The following is an 18,932-nucleotide window of genomic DNA, read 5'->3' as shown; positions in this document are numbered from 1 at the left end:
ACGGAAGGGGCGCGCCCTATTGGACGCGCCCCTTCCGCAGGGAATTAACCGCTCGCCGGAGCTCAGCCCGCCAGACAGGACGGGCCGAGCAGCACCTTGAGATCTCCGAAGAGCGCCGGGTCGGGCTGGACCCGGTGGCGGTCGAGCCGCAGCACCGTGGTCTTGCGCGGCCCCTGGAGTTTGATGCGCACCTCGGTGTTGCCCTTGTGATGGCCGAGAATCTCCCCCAGCCGGCTGATCATCGGCGGCGTCACCTTCACCGTCGGGATGGTCAGCACCACCGGCGCGTTGGTCCCCGCCGACGACAGGTCCGGCACCATCAGCTCCATCGCGACCAGGCGCGGGATGTCCTCGCGCTTGTCGAGCCGGCCCTTGACGAAGACCACCGCGTCCTCGACGAGCTGGGTGGAGACCAGCTGGTAGGTCGCCGGGAAGAACATGCACTCGATGGAGCCGGCCAGGTCCTCGACGGTGGCGATCGCCCAGGCGTTGCCCTGCTTGGTCATCTTGCGCTGGAGGCCCGAGATGATGCCGCCGATGGTCACCACCGCGCCGTCCGCGTGCTCACCTCCGGTGAGCTGCTGGATGGAGGCGTCGCTCTTGTCGGAGAGCACGTGCTCCAGACCGAAGAGCGGGTGGTCCGACACATACAGGCCGAGCATCTCCCGCTCCTGGGCGAGCAGATAGGACTTCTCCCACTCCACGTCGGAGAACTCCACGTCCAGGCCGAAGCCCGGCTCGTCGGAGGCGTCGTCGCCCATCCCGCCGAAGAGGTCGAACTGGCCCTCGGCCTCCTTGCGCTTGACCTGCACCACGTTGTCGATCATCGGCTCGAACTGCGCGGTGAGGCCCTTGCGGGTGTGCTTCATCTCGTCGAAGGCGCCGGCCTTGATCAGCGACTCGACGGTCCGCTTGTTGCAGACGACCGCCTCGACCTTGTCGAGGAAGTCGGGGAAGGAGGTGTACTTCCCCTTCGCCTTGCGGGACTTGATGATCGAGTCCACCACGTTCTGACCGACGTTGCGCACGGCGGTCAGACCGAACAGGATCACGTCGTCGCCCTGCGCCGAGAAGTTGGACTCGGACTCGTTGACGTTGGGCGGCAGCACCTTGATGCCCATGCGGCGGCACTCGTTGAGGTAGACCGCGGACTTGTCCTTGTCGTCCTTGACCGAGGTCAGCAGGGCCGCCATGTACTCGGCGGGGTGGTTCGCCTTCAGATAGGCGGTCCAGTACGACACCAGGCCGTACGCGGCGGAGTGCGCCTTGTTGAACGCGTATCCGGCGAAGGGGACCAGGACGTCCCAGAGCTTCTGGATGGCCTCGTCGCTGTAGCCGTTCTTCTTGGCACCGGCCTGGAAGATCGTGAAGTTCTTCGCCAGCTCGTCGGGCTTCTTCTTGCCCATGACGCGGCGCAGGATGTCGGCCTCGCCCAGCGAGTACCCGGCGATGATCTGGGCGGCCTTCTGCACCTGCTCCTGGTACACGATCAGGCCGTAGGTGACGCCGAGGACCTCCTTGAGGGGCTCCTCCAGCTCCGGGTGGATCGGGGTGATCTCCTGCTGCTTGTTCTTGCGCAGCGCGTAGTTCGTGTGCGAGTTCATGCCCATCGGGCCCGGGCGGTAGAGCGCGGACACGGCGGAGATGTCTTCGAAGTTGTCGGGCTTCATCAGCCGCAGCAGGGACCGCATGGGGCCGCCGTCGAACTGGAAGACGCCGAGGGTCTCGCCGCGCTGGAGCAGTTCGAAGGTGGTGGCGTCGTCGAGCGGCAGCCCGAGGAGATCGATGTCGATCCCCTTGTTGGACTTCACCATCTTGACGGCGTCGTCCATGATCGTCAGGTTGCGCAGACCGAGGAAGTCCATCTTCAGCAGGCCGAGCGACTCGCAGCTCGGGTAGTCCCACTGCGTGATGGTCACGCCGTCGGTGTGGCGCACCCAGAGGGGGGCGTGGTCGACGATCGGCTCGCTGGACATGATCACGCCGGCGGCGTGCACACCCATCTGCCGGACCAGGCCCTCGACGCCCTTGGCGGTGTCGATGACCTTCTTCACGTCCGGCTCGTTCTCGTACATCGAGCGGATCTCGCCGGCCTCGCTGTAGCGCGGGTGCTTGGGGTCGGTGATGCCGTTGAGGTCGATGCCCTTGCCCAGGACGTCGGCGGGCATCGCCTTGGTGAGGCGGTCGCCCATTGCGTACGGGTAGCCGAGGACGCGCGCGGAGTCCTTGATCGCGTTCTTGGCCTTGATCTTTCCGTAGGTACCGATCATGGCGACCTTGTCGGCGCCGTACTTCTCGGTCACGTACCGGATCACCTCGACGCGCCTGCGCTCGTCGAAGTCGATGTCGACATCGGGCATCGAGACGCGCTCGGGGTTGAGGAACCGCTCGAAGATCAGACCGTGCGGGATCGGGTCGAGGTCGGTGATGCCCATCGCGTACGCCACGATCGAGCCGGCCGCGGAGCCGCGGCCGGGGCCGACCGCGATGCCCTGCTTCTTCGCCCACATGATGAAGTCGGCGACCACGAGGAAGTAGCCGGGGAAGCCCATCGAGATGATGGTGTCCATCTCGTACTCCGCCTGCTTCATGCGGTCCTCCGGGATGCCTCCCGGGAAGCGGCGGTGCAGACCCCGCATGGTCTCCTCGCGGAACCAGGTGACCTCGGTGTAGCCCTCGGGGATGTCGAACTTCGGCATGAGGTTCTTCGCCTCGAACATGCCGGTGACGTCGACCTGCTCGGCGACCAGGGCGGTGTTGGCGCAGCCCTGCTGCCAGGCGTCCGAGGCGTCGATCGCGTACATCTCGTCGGTCGACTTCAGGTAGTAGCCGGTGCCGTCGAACTTGAAGCGGTCGGGGTCGGAGAGGTTCTTGCCGGTCTGGATGCACAGCAGCGCGTCGTGCGCGGTGGCCTCGTGCGCGTACGTGTAGTGCGAGTCGTTGGTGACCAGGGGCGGGATGCCCAGCTCCTTGCCGATCTTCAGGAGGTCGTCGCGGACCCGGCGCTCGATGTCGATGCCGTGGTCCATCAGCTCCAGGAAGTACCGGTCCTTGCCGAAGATGTCCTGGTAGTCCGAGGCGGCCTGGCGGGCCTCCTCGTACTGCCCCAGGCGCAGCCGGGTCTGGAGCTCGCCGGAGGGGCAGCCGGTGGAGGCGATCAGGCCCTCCGACCACTGGGAGATGGTCTCCTTGTCCATCCGGGGCCACTTCTGGAGCCAGCCCTCGGCGTACGCGTCGGAGGAGAGGCGGAAGAGGTTGTGCAGGCCCGTCGCGTTCGCCGCCCAGATCGTCTTGTGGGTGTAACCACCCGAACCGGACACGTCGTCGCGCTTCTGGTGCGGCTGGCCCCACTGGATCTTGCGCTTGTTGCGGCGGGACTCGGGCGCCACGTACGCCTCGATGCCGATGATCGGCGTGACCCCCGCCTTCTTCGCCGAGTGGAAGAAGTCGTACGCCCCGTGCAGGTTGCCGTGGTCGGACATCGCGATGTGCGTCATGCCCATCTCGTTGCACGCGTCGAACATGTCCTTGAGCCGCGCGGCACCGTCCAGCAGCGAGTACTGGGTGTGTACGTGAAGGTGCGTGAACGGCGGCTTCGACACGGTGGGGGCCTCCAGGGCGGGGAGAGGGGGACAGCCCAGAAGTCTACGTCGGCCGACTGACAGCCGTGGGGGAACCGCCGCGGCACCCGGCGCCCCGGCGAAGGGAGGCGGCCGGACGGCGGGCGGGCACTCCGGGGTACGGTCACGCGTTGGAAGGGACGGAAGCACCCGTCCCATCCGTTGCGCATCTCTACCCGCACGTACGCACCAGGAGGCACCCGGCGATGTCGGTCCCGCAGCACACCGCCGATGAGCGCGGCGAGCAGATCCTCTCCGTCTTCGGCACCGCCTTCGGCGAGCTCCTGGCCGCCGACCCGGCCGCCTTCCGGGTCAAGTTCCGCAAGATGGCGGCCTCCGCGTTCGCCTTCTACCGGGGCACGGCCTGCCTGTTCTACGCGGACCTGGACGCGGAGACCGCCGGGCGCGGCGCCGGGGGCGTACACAGCGGGCCGTACCTGGACGAGCGGACCGGCCGGGTGTGGATCCACGGCGACCTGCACGCCGAGAACTTCGGTACGTACATGGACGCCAACGGCCGGCTGATCTTCAACGTGAACGACTTCGACGAGGCGTACGTGGGCCCCTTCACCTGGGACCTCCAGCGCTTCGCCGCCTCCCTGGCCCTGATCGGCCACGCCAAGGCGCTCAGCGACGACCAGATCACCGAGCTGGTGCGGATCTACGCCGGCGCCTACCGCGAGCGGATCCACGCGCTGGCCACCGGCGCCAAGGATGACGAGGCGCCCTCCTTCACGCTGGACACGGCCGAGGGGCCGCTGCTCGGCGCGCTGCGCTCGGCACGCGCGCGTACGCGTTTCTCGCTGCTCGACTCCATGACCGAGATCCGCGAGTACGAGCGCCGCTTCGCCGAGGGCGACGGCTCGATCGAGCTGGACGCGGCCACCCGCTACAAGGTCCTGGCCGCCTTCGACGGCTATCTGGAGACGCTGCCGGACTCCAGCCTGCTGCGCCCGGACTCCTACCGGGTCAAGGACGTGGTGGGGCGGCGCGGCATCGGGATCGGCTCGGCCGGTCTGCCCTCGTACAACATCCTTCTGGAGGGCCACAGCGACGCGCTGGAGAACGACGTCGTGATCTACATGAAGCAGGCCCAGACCCCGGCGGTCTCCCGCCATGTCACCGACCCGGCGGTGCGCGGCTACTTCCGGCACGAGGGCCACCGCACGGTGATCTCGCAGCGCGCCCTCCAGGCCGCCGCCGACCCGTGGCTGGGCTGGACCGAACTGGACGGGGCGGGCCAGCTCGTCGCCGAGGTGTCGCCGTACGCGGTGGACCTGGACTGGTCGGACATCGACGACCCGGAGGAGATAGCGGCGGTCGTCGCCGACCTCGGCCGCGCCACCGCGGCCATGCACGCGGCGGCCGACGACGAGAGCGGCCACTCGGAGCTGGTGCCGTTCTCCACCGAGCGGGCCATCGACGCGGCCATCGCGGCCGACGAGGAGGGCTTCGCGGGCCTGCTCGTGGAGTTCGCGCACGGCTACGGCGCGCGGGCGCGCGCGGACCACCAGATCTTCGTCGACCTGTTCCGTAACGGTCGGATCCCGGGTCTCGGGTCTCACTGAATTCTTAGGCTCCGCCGACAGCGGGCCGTGGCAGACTTCAGCACCGATGGACGTATCAGGGACCCGGCTCAGAGCGGCACGCGCGGCGCTTTTCACGGCGCTCGTCGTGGCGCTCTCCAGCGCGTCCCACGTCCTGCTCTCCCGCGTCCCGCTGCCGGCGGGGCTGGTCGCCGGCGCGGCCGGCGCCGTGTTCCTGATCGCGTACGCGCTGGCGGGCCGTGAGCGCGGCTTCTGGTCGATCGCCGGACTGCTGGTCCCGCTGGAGCTGGCCGCCGACACCGTCTTCTCGACCGGTCAGCACGTCTGCTACGGACCCTCCGGCGGCCCGGTCGCGGGCGCGCTGCGGTCGGTGGGCGTGGACGTGCTGTGCGGTGGGGGCGTGGGCGCCGAGCTGCCGGGCGTCGCCGGGTCCCGGGCGAGCGCGGCCGTGCTGCTCGGGGGGCCGGGACCGGCCGTGCCGTGGCTGCTGCTCGCCGCGCACCTGACGGTCGGGCTGCTGGCCGCGGCCTGGCTGCGGCGCGGCGAGGCCGCCCTCGCGCGCCTGGTGCGCACGGTCGGGGTGCTGGCGTTCCGGCCGCTGCTGCTGGCGGTCGCCGCGGTGGGCGGCGCGGTCCGTCCCGTACGGGCGCGGGTGCGGCCCGCGCGGCGCGCGGCCCCGCCCTCGCGCGCGCGGCTGCTCGTGCACTGCGTGGGCCGGCGGGGACCGCCCCGCGCCGCGCTGCTCCTGGCCGTCTGAGCGATGGCCCCGCCGTCCGAGCGACGGCCCGCCGAGCACGCCGCCCGGGCACCCGGGCCCCCAGCACTTCTCACCTGCCCCACCTGCCACACGGAGAAAACGATCATGAGCAAGCGCAACAGCCAGGCCAACAAGGCAGCCGCCCGTGAGCGGCTGCGACTGGAGCGCGAGCGCCAGGCCAAGAAGGACAAGGTGCGCCGCCAGGTGGTCGTGGCCGCCTCGATCGTCGGCGTCCTCGCGATAGCCGGCGGCATCGGCTACGCGGTCATGCAGGCCAACAAGCCCGGCGAGTGGGACGCGGCCAAGGACAAGACGCTGGTCAAGCCGGCCAACACCACGGGCGACGACGGCACCACCGTCGTCATCGGCAAGCCCACCGCCAAGAAGACCCTGGAGATGTACGAGGACCCGCGCTGCCCGGTCTGCTCGGTCTTCGAGCAGCAGGTCGGTGCCACGGTCAAGAAGGACGTCGACGCGGGCAAGTACAAGGTCCAGTTCATCGGCGCCACCTTCATCGACAACGGCAGCCCGGGCACCGGCTCCAAGAACGCGCTCAGCGCGCTGGGCGCCGCGCTCAACGTGAGCCCCGAGGCGTTCATGGAGTACAAGGCGCAGCTGTACTCGGCCAAGTGGCACCCGGCCGAGACCAGCGACAAGTTCGCCAAGGACGCCTACCTGCTCCAGGTCGCCGACAGCGTCCCGGCGCTCAAGGGCAACGCCAAGTTCCAGAAGGACGTGCAGGACGGCACGTTCGACAAGTGGGCGCTCACCATGTCGAAGAAGTTCGACGACAGCGGTGTGACCGCGACACCGACCCTGAAGATGGACGGCAAGAAGATCACCGGTGCGGGCAGCGACAACGCCCCCCAGGACCCGGCCGCGTTCACCGCCGCCATCGACAAGGCCCTGAAGGGCTGAGGCCCCTCCCGGGTCCCGCCGCGGCCCCCTGGCGCTGACGTACGCTCAGGTGGCCGCGGGCGGACGGGCGGACAAACATCTGTCGCGAGTCTGCCCGTTCGCTCTACCCATCAGTAAGGTGTCCGGCTGTGACCAGTCGATTCACCTCCTCAACTCCCACGCGCCGCACGGTCGTCAAGGCCGCCGCCGCCACCGCCGTCGTCGCCGCGCCCCTGGTGGCCGGCGCGACCGCCGCCGCCGCGGACTCCGCCGCGGCCCCCGCCTTCCTGCACGGCGTCGCCTCCGGCGATCCGCTGCCCGACGGCATCCTGCTGTGGACCCGGGTCACCCCCGCTCCCGACGCGATACCGGGCTCCGGCAAGGGCCCGGACACCGAAGTCACCTGGGAGATCGCCGAGGACAAGGGCTTCGCCCGGATCGTGGCCCGGGGCAGCACCACCGCCACCGCCGCCGCCGACCACACCGTCAAGGCCGATGTGCGCGGCCTGCGCCCGGCCACGGCGTACTGGTACCGGTTCGCGGCGGCCGGCGTCTCCTCCCCCAGCGGGCGCACGCTGACCGCCCCCGCCACGGACGCGGCCGCCGCCAACGTCCGCTTCGGCGTGGTCTCCTGCGCCAACTGGGAGTCGGGCTACTTCTCCCCCTACCGTCATCTCGCCGCGCGGGCCGACCTGGACGCGGTGCTGCACCTGGGCGACTACATCTACGAGTACGCCACGGGCGCCTATCCGGAGGCCAAGTACGTCGTACGGCAGCACGAGCCGGCCCACGAGATCCTGAACCTGTCCGACTACCGCACCCGGCACGGCAGGTACAAGACGGACGCCGACCTCCAGGCGATGCACCAGGCCCACCCGGTGATCGCGATCTGGGACGATCACGAGTTCGCCAACGACGCCTGGTCGGGCGGCGCCGAGAACCACACGCCCGGTACCGAGGGCGACTGGGCGGCGCGCGTGTCGGCCGCCAAGCAGGCCTACTTCGAGTGGATGCCGGTCCGCCCGTCCACCGCGGGCACCACCTACCGGCGCATCCGCTACGGCAAGCTGGCCGATCTGCACCTGCTCGACCTGCGCTCCTTCCGCTCCCAGCAGGCGAGCGTGGGCAGCGGCAAGGTGGACGACCCCGAGCGCACCATCACCGGCCGCGCCCAGCTGGACTGGCTCAAGTCGGGGCTCTCCTCCTCGGACGCCTCCTGGCAGCTGGTGGGCACCTCGGTGATGATCTCCCCGGTCGCCTTCGGCGCGCTGCCGGCCGAGCTGACCGCGCCGCTGGCGGAGTTGCTGGGCCTGCCCAAGGAGGGCATCGCCATCAACGTCGACCAGTGGGACGGCTACACGGACGACCGCCGCGAGCTCCTGGGCCACCTGGTCGACAACGGCATCAAGAACACCGTTTTCCTGACCGGCGACATCCACATGGCCTGGGCCAACGATGTCCCCATCAGGGCGGGCACCTACCCGCTGTCGAAGTCGGCGGGCACCGAGTTCGTGGTGACCTCGGTCACCTCCGACAACCTCGACGAGATGCTCCACGTCGCCCCGCACACCGTGTCGCTGGTCGCGGCGGCCGCCATCAAGGCCGCCAACCGCCATGTGAAGTGGGTCGACATGGACTCGCACGGCTACGGCGTGCTCGACGTCGACGCCCAGCGCTCGCAGATGGACTACTACGTGGTGTCCGACAAGCGCAGGCAGGACGCCACGGCGTCGTGGACCCGCTCGTACCGGACGCTCAACGGCAGCCAGAAGGCCGAGCGGGTCTACTCCCCGGTGGTCTGAGCCCGCGCGCTACAGCGACGCGAGGAAGGCGAGCGCGGTGGTCCAGCTCCGCTCGGCCGCCGCCTCGTCGTAGTCCGGCAGTTCGCGGTCGGTGTACAGGTGCCCGGCACCCGGGTATCTGTACACCTCCGCGTCGGCGCCGATCCTGCCCATGCGCAGGTACCACGTGTTCAGCCAGTCATGCGTCTCGAACGGGTCCGGGTCCGCCACGTGCAGCTGTACGGGCAGCTCGTCCACCGAGGCGTCGTCGGCGATGTCGGCGGTGCCGTGGAACAGGAGCAGGCCGCGGGCCTTCTCGTCGCCCAGCGCCAGGGTCTGTGCGAGCGAGCCGCCGAGCGAGAACCCGGCGTAGACCAGGCCCTCGTCGGAGTGCGGGGCGGCGGCCACGACCGCCCGCTTCAGCAGTTCGTCGTTGCCGATCCCGTCCCGGATCGTCATGCCCTCCTCCACCGTCCCGGCGGTGCGCCCGTCGTAGAGATCGGGCACGTGCACCAGGTGTCCGGCGGCGCGCAGCCGGTCGGCCGCCTCGTGCACGGCGGGCCGCAGGCCGTATGCCGAATGGAAAAGCATGATGTTCATGAACCCATGGTGCCAGTTACGGTCGGGGGCATGGAGAACGTACTGCGCCCGTTGATCGTCATCGGTGGCTCGGTCGTGCTCACGCTGGCCCTCGTGTGGCTGGCCGACCGACTGCTCCGCCAGACCGATGCCCGGCACAGCGAGACCCCGTTGTGGGGCCTGCTGCGCCGCTGCCGCCTTCCCTTGCAGGTCGTCGTCCTCACCGCCCTGCTGAGAGGGACCTACCTCCAGATCAAGTGGGCGCCCGTCCAGAAGCACCAGGCGGGCCTCGGCCAGACCCTCAGCCTCGTCCTCATCGGCGCGAGCGCCTGGCTGGTGGTGCGGATCGCCACGGCCGTCGTCGAGGCGTCGTACGCGCGTTACGCCGCCTCGGCGCACGACGCGGCACGGGTACGCCGGGTCCGTACGCAGGTGACGCTCATTCAGCGCGTGGTGACGGCCATCGTGGGCGTCGTCGCGGTCGCGGCGATGCTGCTGACCTTCCCGGCGATGCGGACGGCCGGGACCTCGATCCTCGCCTCCGCCGGCATCATCGGCATCGTGGCCGGTGTGGCCGCCCAGTCCACCCTCGGCAACCTCTTCGCCGGCCTTCAGATCGCGTTCGGCGACATGGTGCGCATAGGGGACACGGTCGTGGTGGACGGCGAGTGGGGCACGGTCGAGGAGATCACCCTGACCTTCCTGGCCGTCCGCACCTGGGACGAGCGCCGGCTGACCATGCCGGTCTCGTACTTCACCAGCAAGCCGTTCGAGAACTGGTCGCGCGGCGGGGTGCAGATGACCGGCACGGTCTTCCTCCACCTCGATCACGCGGCCCCGGTGGCGCTGATGCGCGAGAAGCTGACCGACATCCTCAAGGAGTGCCCGGCCTGGGACGGCCGTGAGGGCGACCTCGCCGTCACCGACACCACCCCGTCCACGATCGTGGTGCGCGCCACGGTCACCGCGAAGGACGCGAGCGACCTCTGGACGGTCCGCTGCGCGGTCCGCGAGGAGATGGTGGCCTGGCTCCACGACCGCCACCCCGAGTCGCTGCCGCGCATCAACACCGACCGGATATGACCGCCGGGCGGGGGGCCCGCGCCCCCCGCCCCCTCACTTCAGACTGCGCACGTCCAGCTGGCGCAGCACCCGGTCCACGATCTCGGGGTCGGCGCCGGGCTCGCTGCGCGCGGCCAGGACCTCGTGCCGGGCGGCCGACATCATCTCGCGCTGGATCCGCTGGATGGTCCGCAGCCGCTCGACCCGCTTCGCGTACGCCTCGCGCCGCTCCTCGTCGACCATGTCCGGGCTGAGCCGCGCCCCCACGTCGTACGCACGCCGCACGAGCTGCTCCATGACCTCCTCGGGCAGCTCCTCCACGTCCTCGATCTCCCGCAGCCGCCGCTTGGCCGCCTTGGCCGCGCGGACCGCGAGCTCGCGCTCCAGCGCCCGCTCGGCGTCGGTGTCGGCCTGGACGCCGAGCCGGCGCACCAGGGACGGCAGGGTGAGCCCCTGGACCACCAGCGTCGCCATGATCACGCAGAAGGCGATGAAGACGATCTCGTCGCGGGCGGGGAAGGCCGAGCCGTTCTCGGTCGTGAACGGGATGGCGAGCGCGAGCGCGACGGAGGCCACCCCGCGCATCCCCGCCCACCACATGATGATCGTCTCCCGCCAGGTGGTGGGGATCTCCTCGTCGTAGTCCCGCAGCGTGTGCAGTCGCTTGGCGAGCCAGGTGGCGGGCAGCAGCCACAGCAGCCGTACGCCGACGACGACCCCGACGACCACCGCGCCCCAGCCCGCCATCTCCCCCAGGCGGCCGGTGGCGGTGCCGAACACGTTGTGCAGTTCGAGCCCGATGAGCCCGAACGCGATCCCCGTCACCAGGGTGTCGACGACCTGCCAGAACGTGGCTCCGGCGAGGCGCCCCTGGACGTCGTCGGCGTCCACCGCGTGCTCGGCGAGGAACAGCGCGAGGGTGAGGACCGCGAGCACCCCGGAGCCGCCGAACTCCTCGGCCAGCACATAGCCGACGAACGGCACGAGGAGGGTGAGGCCGATCTGGAGGGTGGCGTCGTCGAGCAGCCCCATCAGCTTGTTGGCCGTCCAGCCCAGGACCAGGCCGACCACGACCGCCACCACGGCGGAGAGCACCAGCTTGCCCACCGCGTCCGGCCAGGAGAAGTCGCCGCTGACGGCCGCGGCGATCGCCACGTGGTAGAGCACGATCGCGGTGACGTCGTTGAAGAGCCCCTCGCCCTCCAGGATCGACACCAGCCGCCGCGGCAGCCCGAGCGAGCCCGCGACCGCGGTGGCGGCGACCGGGTCGGGCGGCGCCACCAGGGCGCCCAGCGCGACGGCGGCGGCGAGCGGCAGCCCCGGCACGATGGCGTGCGCCACGGCCGCCACGGCGGCCGTCGTGACGAACACCAGGGCCACCGCGAGCAGCAGGATCGGCCGGACGTTGGCGGCGAACTGCCGCCAGGAGGTGCGCTGGACCGAGGCGTACAGCAGCGGCGGCAGCACGAGCGGAAGGATGAAGTCCGGCGGTACGTCGACGTTCGGGACGAACGGCAGCAGGGCGAGGACACCGCCGAGGAGCGTCATCAGGACCGGCGCGGGAAGCCCCAGCCGGTTCCCGACCGGAACCGTGACCACGGCTCCGAGCAGGAGCACGAACATCAGGGCGAGCTGGTCCACGAAGGCCCTCCGGCGGCGAGGCGATCAAGAACCTCCAGCCTGCCACGCGGCCCCCGCCGGGGCGTCGACCCGCGGGCCGTGCGTGGCCGATCGCACAGCTCGCCGGGTCCTGGACGCCTACGGGAGCGTCATTCGCTCTCCGCCCGGATCACGTCCAGCGCGTGCTGGAGGTCGGCCGGGTAGTCGCTCGCGAACTCGACCCAGCCGCCGTCCGAAGGGTGCTCGAAGCCGAGCCGCACCGCGTGCAGCCACTGCCGGGTCAGGCCGAGCCGCTTGGCGATCGTGGGGTCCGCGCCGTACGTCAGGTCGCCGACGCACGGGTGGCGGTGGGCGGACATGTGCACCCGGATCTGGTGCGTACGCCCCGTCTCCAGCTTGATGTCGAGCAGCGACGCGGCCCGGAACGCCTCGATCAGGTCGTAGTGCGTCACCGACGGCTTGCCCTCGGCCGTGACCGCCCACTTGTAGTCGTGGTTGGGGTGGCGGCCGATGGGCGCGTCGATCGTGCCGCTCATCGGGTCCGGGTGGCCCTGCACCAGCGCGTGGTAGCGCTTGTCCACGACGCGGTCGTGGAACTGGCGCTTCAGATACGTGTACGCCCGCTCGGACTTGGCGACGACCATCAGCCCCGAGGTGCCGACGTCGAGCCGGTGGACGATGCCCTGGCGCTCGGCGGCGCCGGAGGTGGAGATCCGGTACCCGGCCGCCGCGAGGCCGCCGATGACCGTCGTCCCCGTCCAGCCCGGGCTCGGGTGGGCGGCCACGCCGACCGGCTTCACGATGACGACGATGTCGTCGTCGTCGTGCACGATCTCCATGCCCTCGACCGGTTCGGCCACGATCTGCACCGGCGCGGGCGCCTGGGGCATCTCGACCTCCAGCCACGCACCCCCGTGGACCCGCTCGGACTTGCCCACCACCGAGCCGTCGACCTGGACCTTCCCCGCCGCGGCGAGCTCGGCCGCCTTCGTCCGGGAGAACCCGAACATGCGGGAGATGGCGGCGTCGACGCGCTCGCCCTCCAGGCCGTCGGGAACGGGCAGGGTGCGGATCTCGGGAAACGTACTCACCCGTCGAGTATGCCTTGCCCCACCGACATCCCCGTCCGCACGAGGACCGGGATCAGTCCTTGTGGACCGTTCCGTCCGGGTCCAGGCCCCGGAACGAGAGGATCACGATCAGGAAGCCGCCGCAGACGATCGCGGAGTCGGCCAGGTTGAAGACGGCGAAGTGGGCGGGCGCGATGAAGTCGACGACCGCGCCCTCGAAGACGCCGGGGGACCGGAAGATCCGGTCGGTCAGGTTGCCGAGCGCGCCGCCGAGCAGCAGACCGAGCGCGATCGCCCAGGGCAGGCTGTAGAGCTTGCGGGCCAGCCGGACGATCACCGCGATCACCGTCGCCGCGATCACCGTGAAGATCACGGTGAAGGCCTCGCCCATGCCGAACGCGGCACCCGGGTTGCGGATCGCCTCCAGCTTCAGCAGGTCGCCCACGACGTCGATCGGCTCGTGGTGCTCCAGCCTGGCCACCACGAGCATCTTGCTGCCGAGGTCGAGCAGGTACGCGAAGAGCGCCACCGCGAACAGGACGGCGATCCTGCGCCCGCCCGCGGGCCGCTCGTCGGGAGCCGCGGCCCCCTCGGGCCCTTCTACGTCCGGCGTACCGATGATGCGCTCCGCCTCTGCCACGTGAGTCCCTCAACCCTAGGTACCTGACTGAGGACGAGCGTACGACACGTGCGTACGGACTCAGCCCCGGCGTTCCTGCTTCTGCTTGTCCTCCACGCAGAGGGTCGCGCGCGGGAAGGCCTGCATCCGCGCCTTGCCGATGGGATTGCCGCAGATCTCGCAGTAGCCGTACGTACCGGCGTCGAGCCGTTCCAGCGCCCGCTCGGTCTGCTCCAGCATCTCGCGCGCGTTGGCGGCGAGGGCCATCTCGTGCTCGCGGGTGATGTTCTTGGTCCCGGTGTCGGCGTCGTCGTCGCCCGCGCCGTCCCCGGAGTCCCGCATCAGCCCGCTCAGGGCGGCCTCGGAGGCCTCCAGCTCGGCCCGCAGCCGCAGGACCTCGCCGGTCAGCTCGGTACGCGCCTCGCCGACCTCCTCGGGCGTCCAGGGGTCCTCCCCGGGCCGCACCGGCAGCTCGCCGGGCACCCCGGCGACCACCGCGCGGGCCTTCGGCACGGCCGACGCCGCCGTGGACTTCCTGGCCGCGGCCTCGCCGGCCGTGTTCTTGGCAACCACCTTCTCGGTTCCCCTCTGCTCCGCGGCCTCGGCCGCCCCCTGGGCCGCCGTGGCGGCCGTCTTCGCTGCCCCGACGGCAGCCTTGTCCGCTGACGCGGTCTTGGTGGCGCCGACCTTCTTGGCCGACGCCGTCTCCTTGGCGGCGGTCTTCTTGGCCGACGCGGTCTTCTTGGCGGCAGCCTTCTTGGCGGTCTCCGTCTTCTCGACGCCAGTCCTGTCGGCCGACGCGGTCTTCGTAGCGGCGGTCTTCTGGGCCGACGCCGTCTTCTTGGTGGCAGCCTTCTTGGCCCGGGCCGTGTTGTCGACGGCGGCTTTCTCGGCCACGGGATTCTCGGCCACGGCTTTCTTCACCGCGGCCCTCTCGGCAGGGGCCTCCTCGGCTGCGGCTTTCTTGGCGGGAGCCCTCTTGGCCGAAGCCTTCTTGGCGGTGGTCTTTTTGGCCGCGGCCTTCTTGGCCGGAGCCTCCTTGGGCGCCACCCTCTTGGCCGCCGCCTTCTTCGTACCGGTCTCATCGGCCACGGCCTTCTTGGCAGCCGTCTTCTTGGCAGCCGCCTTCTTGGCCGCTGCCTTCCCCGCCGGGGCCTTCTTCGGGGCCGCCTCCTTCTTGGCCGCGGTCTTCCTCCCGGCCGCCGCCGTCTTCCCGGACGCAGCCTTCTTCCCGGACGCGGACGCACTCTCCGTGGCCGCGGCCACCACGGCGTCCTCGGACGCCAACGCGGTCTTCCCTGCCACCATGGCCGCGGCCCCTTCACATATTGTGATCTTGCTCGCGCATCGTGCTGGGACGATAAATCGACCCCAGGCCCGCGGCAACGGGGCACGCCGCCGGTCCGCCCCCGCCCGACGTGCCCGGAGAGGAACCTGCATCCGTTGTGCCCAGCTCTCCGGCCCGTAATCCGCCACACGGGCGGCACCGGACCCCGCCCGGCCACGTATGCCCATTCGGGTCATCGCCGGGTCGTCCACGCGCGCGTGGCGGCCCGGACGCGGCCCCGCCGGATATCCGGTCGGCCGCTGTCGGTGCGGGCCCTTACACTGGGCGCAGCGAGAGGCGTGAATGGGACGAGTAGCGTCGTACGCAGCCAAGAGCGATCCGGGGACGGTGGGAGCCCGGAGGCGAGCGCGATGTGAAGATCACCCCGGAGCCGCCGGAAGAAAGCACCCCCGGGTGCGAGTAGAACCGGCTTCGCGACCCCAATGAGGGGGCGGTGTCCCGTACACCGCCAAGGAGGGTGGTACCGCGGGAGCGCGGGGCCGTAGGACGGCCGCAGCTCTCGTCCCTCCGACGGAAACGTACGACGATCCGCCGGAGGATGAACGGATGTCGCAGTACCGCCAGGTGCCCGCCCAGGTCGACCTTCCCGCGCTGGAGCACGCCGTGCTCGACTTCTGGCGCGAGGCCAAGGTCTTCGCCAAGAGTCTTGAGCAGTCCGAGGGCCGCCCCGAGTGGGTGTTCTACGAAGGCCCGCCGACCGCCAACGGCATGCCCGGAGCCCACCACATCGAGGCCCGCGTCTTCAAGGACGTCTTCCCCCGCTTCCGGACCATGCAGGGCTACCACGTGGCCCGCAAGGCCGGCTGGGACTGCCACGGCCTGCCGGTCGAGCTCGCCGTCGAGAAGGAGCTCGGCTTCAACGGCAAGAAGGACATCGAGGCGTACGGCATCGCCGAGTTCAACGCCAAGTGCCGCGAGTCGGTGACCCGCCACACGGACGCCTTCGCCGAGCTCACGACCCGGATGGGCTACTGGGTCGACCTGGACGACGCCTACCGCACGATGGACCCCGAGTACGTGGAGTCCGTCTGGTGGTCCCTGAAGGAGATCTTCAACAAGGGCCTGCTCACCCAGGACCACCGCGTCGCCCCCTGGTGCCCCCGCTGCGGCACCGGCCTGTCCGACCACGAGCTGGCGCAGGGGTACGAGACGGTCGTCGACCCCTCGGTCTTCGTCCGCTTCCCGCTGACCGGCGGCCCCCTCGCGGGCGAGGCGGCGCTCCTGGTGTGGACGACCACGCCGTGGACGCTGGTCTCCAACACCGCCGTGGCGGCCCACCCCGAGGTCACCTATGTGGTGGCCACCAACGGTGACGAGAAGCTGGTCGTCGCCCAGCCGCTGCTGGAGAAGGCGCTCGGCGAGGGCTGGGAGGCCACCGGGCAGACCTTCACGGGCGCCGAGATGGAGCGCTGGACCTACCAGCGCCCCTTCGAGCTCATCGAGTTCCCCGAGCCCGCGCACTACGTGGTGAACGCCGAGTACGTGACGACCGAGGACGGTACGGGCCTGGTCCACCAGTCCCCCGCCTTCGGCGCCGACGACCTCCTGGTCTGCAAGGCGTACGGCCTGCCGGTGGTGAACCCGGTCCGCCCCGACGGCACCTTCGAGGAGGAGGTCCCGCTGGTCGGCGGCGTCTTCTTCAAGAAGGCCGACGAGAAGCTGACCGCGGACCTGGCCGAGCGCGGCCTGCTCTTCCGCCACGTCCCGTACGAGCACAGCTACCCGCACTGCTGGCGCTGCCACACCGCGCTGCTCTACTACGCGCAGCCGTCGTGGTACATCCGCACCACCGCCGTCAAGGACGCGATGCTGCGGGAGAACGAGAAGACCAACTGGTTCCCGGACTCCGTCAAGCAGGGCCGCTTCGGCGACTGGCTGAACAACAACATCGACTGGGCGCTCTCCCGCAACCGCTACTGGGGCACCCCGCTTCCGATCTGGCGCTGCGAGGACGACCACCTGACCTGCGTCGGCTCGCGCGCCGAGCTGAGCGAGCTGTCCGGCACCGACCAGAGCGCGCTCGACCCGCACCGCCCGTTCATCGACGACATCACCTTCACCTGCACGGCCGAGGGCTGCTCGCACACGGCGGTCCGCGTCCCCGAGGTGATCGACGCCTGGTACGACTCGGGCTCGATGCCGTTCGCGCAGTGGGGCTACCCGTACAAGAACAAGGAACTGTTCGAGAGCCGCTACCCGGCGCAGTTCATCAGCGAGGCCATCGACCAGACCCGCGGCTGGTTCTACACGCTGATGGCGGTCGGCACGCTGGTCTTCGACAAGTCGTCGTACGAGAACGTGGTCTGCCTGGGCCACATCCTCGCCGAGGACGGCCGCAAGATGTCCAAGCACCTGGGCAACATCCTCCAGCCCATCCCGCTCATGGACCAGCACGGCGCGGACGCGGTGCGCTGGTTCATGGCGGCCGGCGGCTCCCCGTGGGCCGCGCGCCGCGTGGGCCACGGCACCATCCAGGAGGTCGTCCGCAAGACGCTCCTCACGTACTGGAACACGGTGGCCTTCCAGGCGCTGTACGCGCGCACGTCCGACTGGGCGCCCAGCGCGGCCGACCCGGCCCCGGCGGAGCGCACGGTCCTGGACCGCTGGCTGCTGAGCGAGCTGAACACGCTGGTCGAGCAGGTGACGCAGGCGCTGGAGGCGTACGACACGCAGCGCGCCGGCAAGCTGCTCTCCTCCTTCGTGGACGATCTGTCCAACTGGTACGTGCGCCGTTCGCGGCGCCGGTTCTGGCAGGGCGACAAGGCGGCGCTGCGCACGCTGCACGACGTGGTGGAGACGGTGACGCGGCTGCTGGCCCCGCTCACGCCGTTCATCACCGAGCGGGTGTGGCAGGACATGGTGGTGCCGGTGACGCCGGACGCCCCGGAGTCCGTACACCTCTCGTCCTGGCCGAAGGCGGACCCGTCGGCGATCGACGCGACGCTCTCGCAGCAGATGCTGCTGGTGCGGCGCCTGGTGGAGCTGGGCCGCGCCACGCGCGCGGAGTCGGGCGTCAAGACGCGCCAGCCGCTCTCGCGCGCGCTGGTGGCCGTGGCGGGCTTCGAGTCCCTCTCGCCGGAGCTGCACGCGCAGATCACGGAGGAGCTGAACGTCTCGTCCCTCGCGTCGCTCTCCGAGGTCGGCGGCTCGCTGGTCGACACCACGGCCAAGGCGAACTTCCGTGCCCTGGGCAAGCGGTTCGGCAAGGGCGTCCAGGACGTGGCCAAGGCGGTCGCGGCGGCGGACGCCGCGGCGCTGTCGGCGTCCCTGCGGGACACCGGGGAGGCGTCGGTGGAGGTGGGCGGCGAGCAGGTGGTGCTGGCCCCCGACGAGGTGATCATCACCGAGACGCCGCGTGAGGGCTGGTCGGTGGCGTCCGACTCGGGCGCGACGGTCGCCCTCGACCTGGAGATCACCCCGGAGCTGCGGCTGGCGGGCCTGGCCCGGGACGCGATCCGGCTGATCCAGGAGGCGCGCAAGAACAGCGGGCTGGATGTGGCGGACCGGATCGCGGTGCGGTGGGAGTCCTCGGACGCGGAGGTCGTCTCGGCGCTGAGCGCGCATGCGGGGCTGATCGCGGAGGAGGTCCTGGCGACGGAGTACGCGGCCGGGGCTGCGGACGACACGTACGGCGCCCCGTTCACGGACGAGGCCCTGTCCCTGACGTTCCGCCTCCGCAAGGCGTAACGCCGCCACAGGAGCCCGCGCCCGCTCAGGGCGTAGCGCCGCCGCGGGGCCCGCGCCCGCTCAGGGCGTAGCGCCGCCGCGGGAGCCCGCGCGCCCGCAGGCGTAACGCTCTCGCCCGGGCCCGCGCCCCCGCAGGGTGCAACGCTCCCGCCCGAGCCCACAGCGGCCCGTCCCCCCTGCCGGGGGGGCGGGCCGCTTTGCTTTCCCCCACCCCACCCCTTCCCGAAAGCCTCCGGCGGGTGGGGCGGGGTGCGGTGAGGTGCGGTGAGGTGCGGTGAGGTGCGGTGCGCTGTCGGGTGCGGTGCGCTGTCGGGTGCGGTGCGCTGTCGGGTGCGGCTGAGTGGG

At 70.7% G+C, this 18,932-nt stretch carries 12 protein-coding genes; 6 read left to right on the top strand and 6 right to left on the bottom strand.

Annotated features, from left to right (window positions below):
• Window positions 1-62: 62 nt before the first annotated feature.
• A complete protein-coding gene (gene dnaE, locus ABZ404_RS13930) occupies window positions 63-3,602 on the bottom strand; it encodes a DNA polymerase III subunit alpha (protein WP_358834498.1) in 3,540 nt (1,179 codons plus the stop codon).
• A 224-nt stretch (window positions 3,603-3,826) separates the two neighbouring features.
• On the opposite strand from dnaE, the gene ABZ404_RS13925 reads away from it, so the two are divergent.
• From ABZ404_RS13925 to ABZ404_RS13910, 4 genes are all read left to right on the top strand, one after another.
• Window positions 3,827-5,188 (top strand): DUF2252 domain-containing protein, encoded by a 1,362-nt coding sequence (locus ABZ404_RS13925; RefSeq protein WP_358834497.1) that lies wholly within the window; start codon window positions 3,827-3,829, stop codon window positions 5,186-5,188.
• Window positions 5,189-5,234: 46 nt separating this feature from the next.
• A complete protein-coding gene (locus tag ABZ404_RS13920) occupies window positions 5,235-5,924 on the top strand; it encodes a hypothetical protein (RefSeq protein ID WP_358990410.1) in 690 nt (229 codons plus the stop codon).
• Between the two features lie 105 nt (window positions 5,925-6,029).
• Window positions 6,030-6,842, top strand: coding sequence for a DsbA family protein (locus tag ABZ404_RS13915; RefSeq protein WP_358835866.1), 813 nt, complete (start codon window positions 6,030-6,032; stop codon window positions 6,840-6,842).
• 128 nt (window positions 6,843-6,970) lie between these two features.
• Window positions 6,971-8,623 (top strand): alkaline phosphatase D family protein, encoded by a 1,653-nt coding sequence (locus ABZ404_RS13910; protein WP_358835867.1) that lies wholly within the window; start codon window positions 6,971-6,973, stop codon window positions 8,621-8,623.
• A 9-nt stretch (window positions 8,624-8,632) separates the two neighbouring features.
• Here ABZ404_RS13910 and ABZ404_RS13905 read toward each other — a convergent pair whose 3' ends face one another.
• Window positions 8,633-9,202, bottom strand: coding sequence for a dienelactone hydrolase family protein (locus ABZ404_RS13905; RefSeq protein ID WP_358835868.1), 570 nt, complete (start codon window positions 9,200-9,202; stop codon window positions 8,633-8,635).
• A 30-nt stretch (window positions 9,203-9,232) separates the two neighbouring features.
• Between ABZ404_RS13905 and ABZ404_RS13900 the strand changes: the two genes are divergently transcribed.
• Window positions 9,233-10,264 carry a mechanosensitive ion channel domain-containing protein gene (locus ABZ404_RS13900; protein WP_358835869.1) on the top strand — a complete coding sequence of 344 codons (1,032 nt, stop codon included), beginning with the start codon at window positions 9,233-9,235 and terminating at the stop codon, window positions 10,262-10,264.
• A gap of 33 nt (window positions 10,265-10,297) precedes the next feature.
• Here ABZ404_RS13900 and ABZ404_RS13895 read toward each other — a convergent pair whose 3' ends face one another.
• The 4 genes from ABZ404_RS13895 to ABZ404_RS13880 form a co-directional block, all read right to left on the bottom strand.
• The gene (locus ABZ404_RS13895; protein ID WP_358835870.1) at window positions 10,298-11,884 is read right to left on the bottom strand and encodes a Na+/H+ antiporter; all 1,587 of its coding nucleotides are present in this window, start codon (window positions 11,882-11,884) and stop codon (window positions 10,298-10,300) included.
• A gap of 128 nt (window positions 11,885-12,012) precedes the next feature.
• Window positions 12,013-12,954 carry an RluA family pseudouridine synthase gene (locus ABZ404_RS13890; protein WP_358835871.1) on the bottom strand — a complete coding sequence of 314 codons (942 nt, stop codon included), beginning with the start codon at window positions 12,952-12,954 and terminating at the stop codon, window positions 12,013-12,015.
• A 52-nt stretch (window positions 12,955-13,006) separates the two neighbouring features.
• Complete coding sequence (gene lspA, locus ABZ404_RS13885; RefSeq protein ID WP_358835872.1) at window positions 13,007-13,573, bottom strand: signal peptidase II; 567 nt, start codon at window positions 13,571-13,573, stop codon at window positions 13,007-13,009.
• Between the two features lie 60 nt (window positions 13,574-13,633).
• Window positions 13,634-14,860 (bottom strand): TraR/DksA C4-type zinc finger protein, encoded by a 1,227-nt coding sequence (locus ABZ404_RS13880; protein WP_358835873.1) that lies wholly within the window; start codon window positions 14,858-14,860, stop codon window positions 13,634-13,636.
• Window positions 14,861-15,446: 586 nt separating this feature from the next.
• Between ABZ404_RS13880 and ileS the strand changes: the two genes are divergently transcribed.
• On the top strand, window positions 15,447-18,587 hold the full coding sequence (gene ileS / locus ABZ404_RS13875) for an isoleucine--tRNA ligase (RefSeq protein ID WP_358835874.1): 3,141 nt from the start codon (window positions 15,447-15,449) through the stop codon (window positions 18,585-18,587).
• The last annotated feature ends 345 nt before the right edge of the window (window positions 18,588-18,932 follow it).

The organism is Streptomyces sp. NPDC005878, from assembly GCF_040629815.1.
Lineage (GTDB): Bacteria > Actinomycetota > Actinomycetes > Streptomycetales > Streptomycetaceae > Streptomyces.
This window is presented reverse-complemented; position numbering and strand designations above follow the sequence as displayed.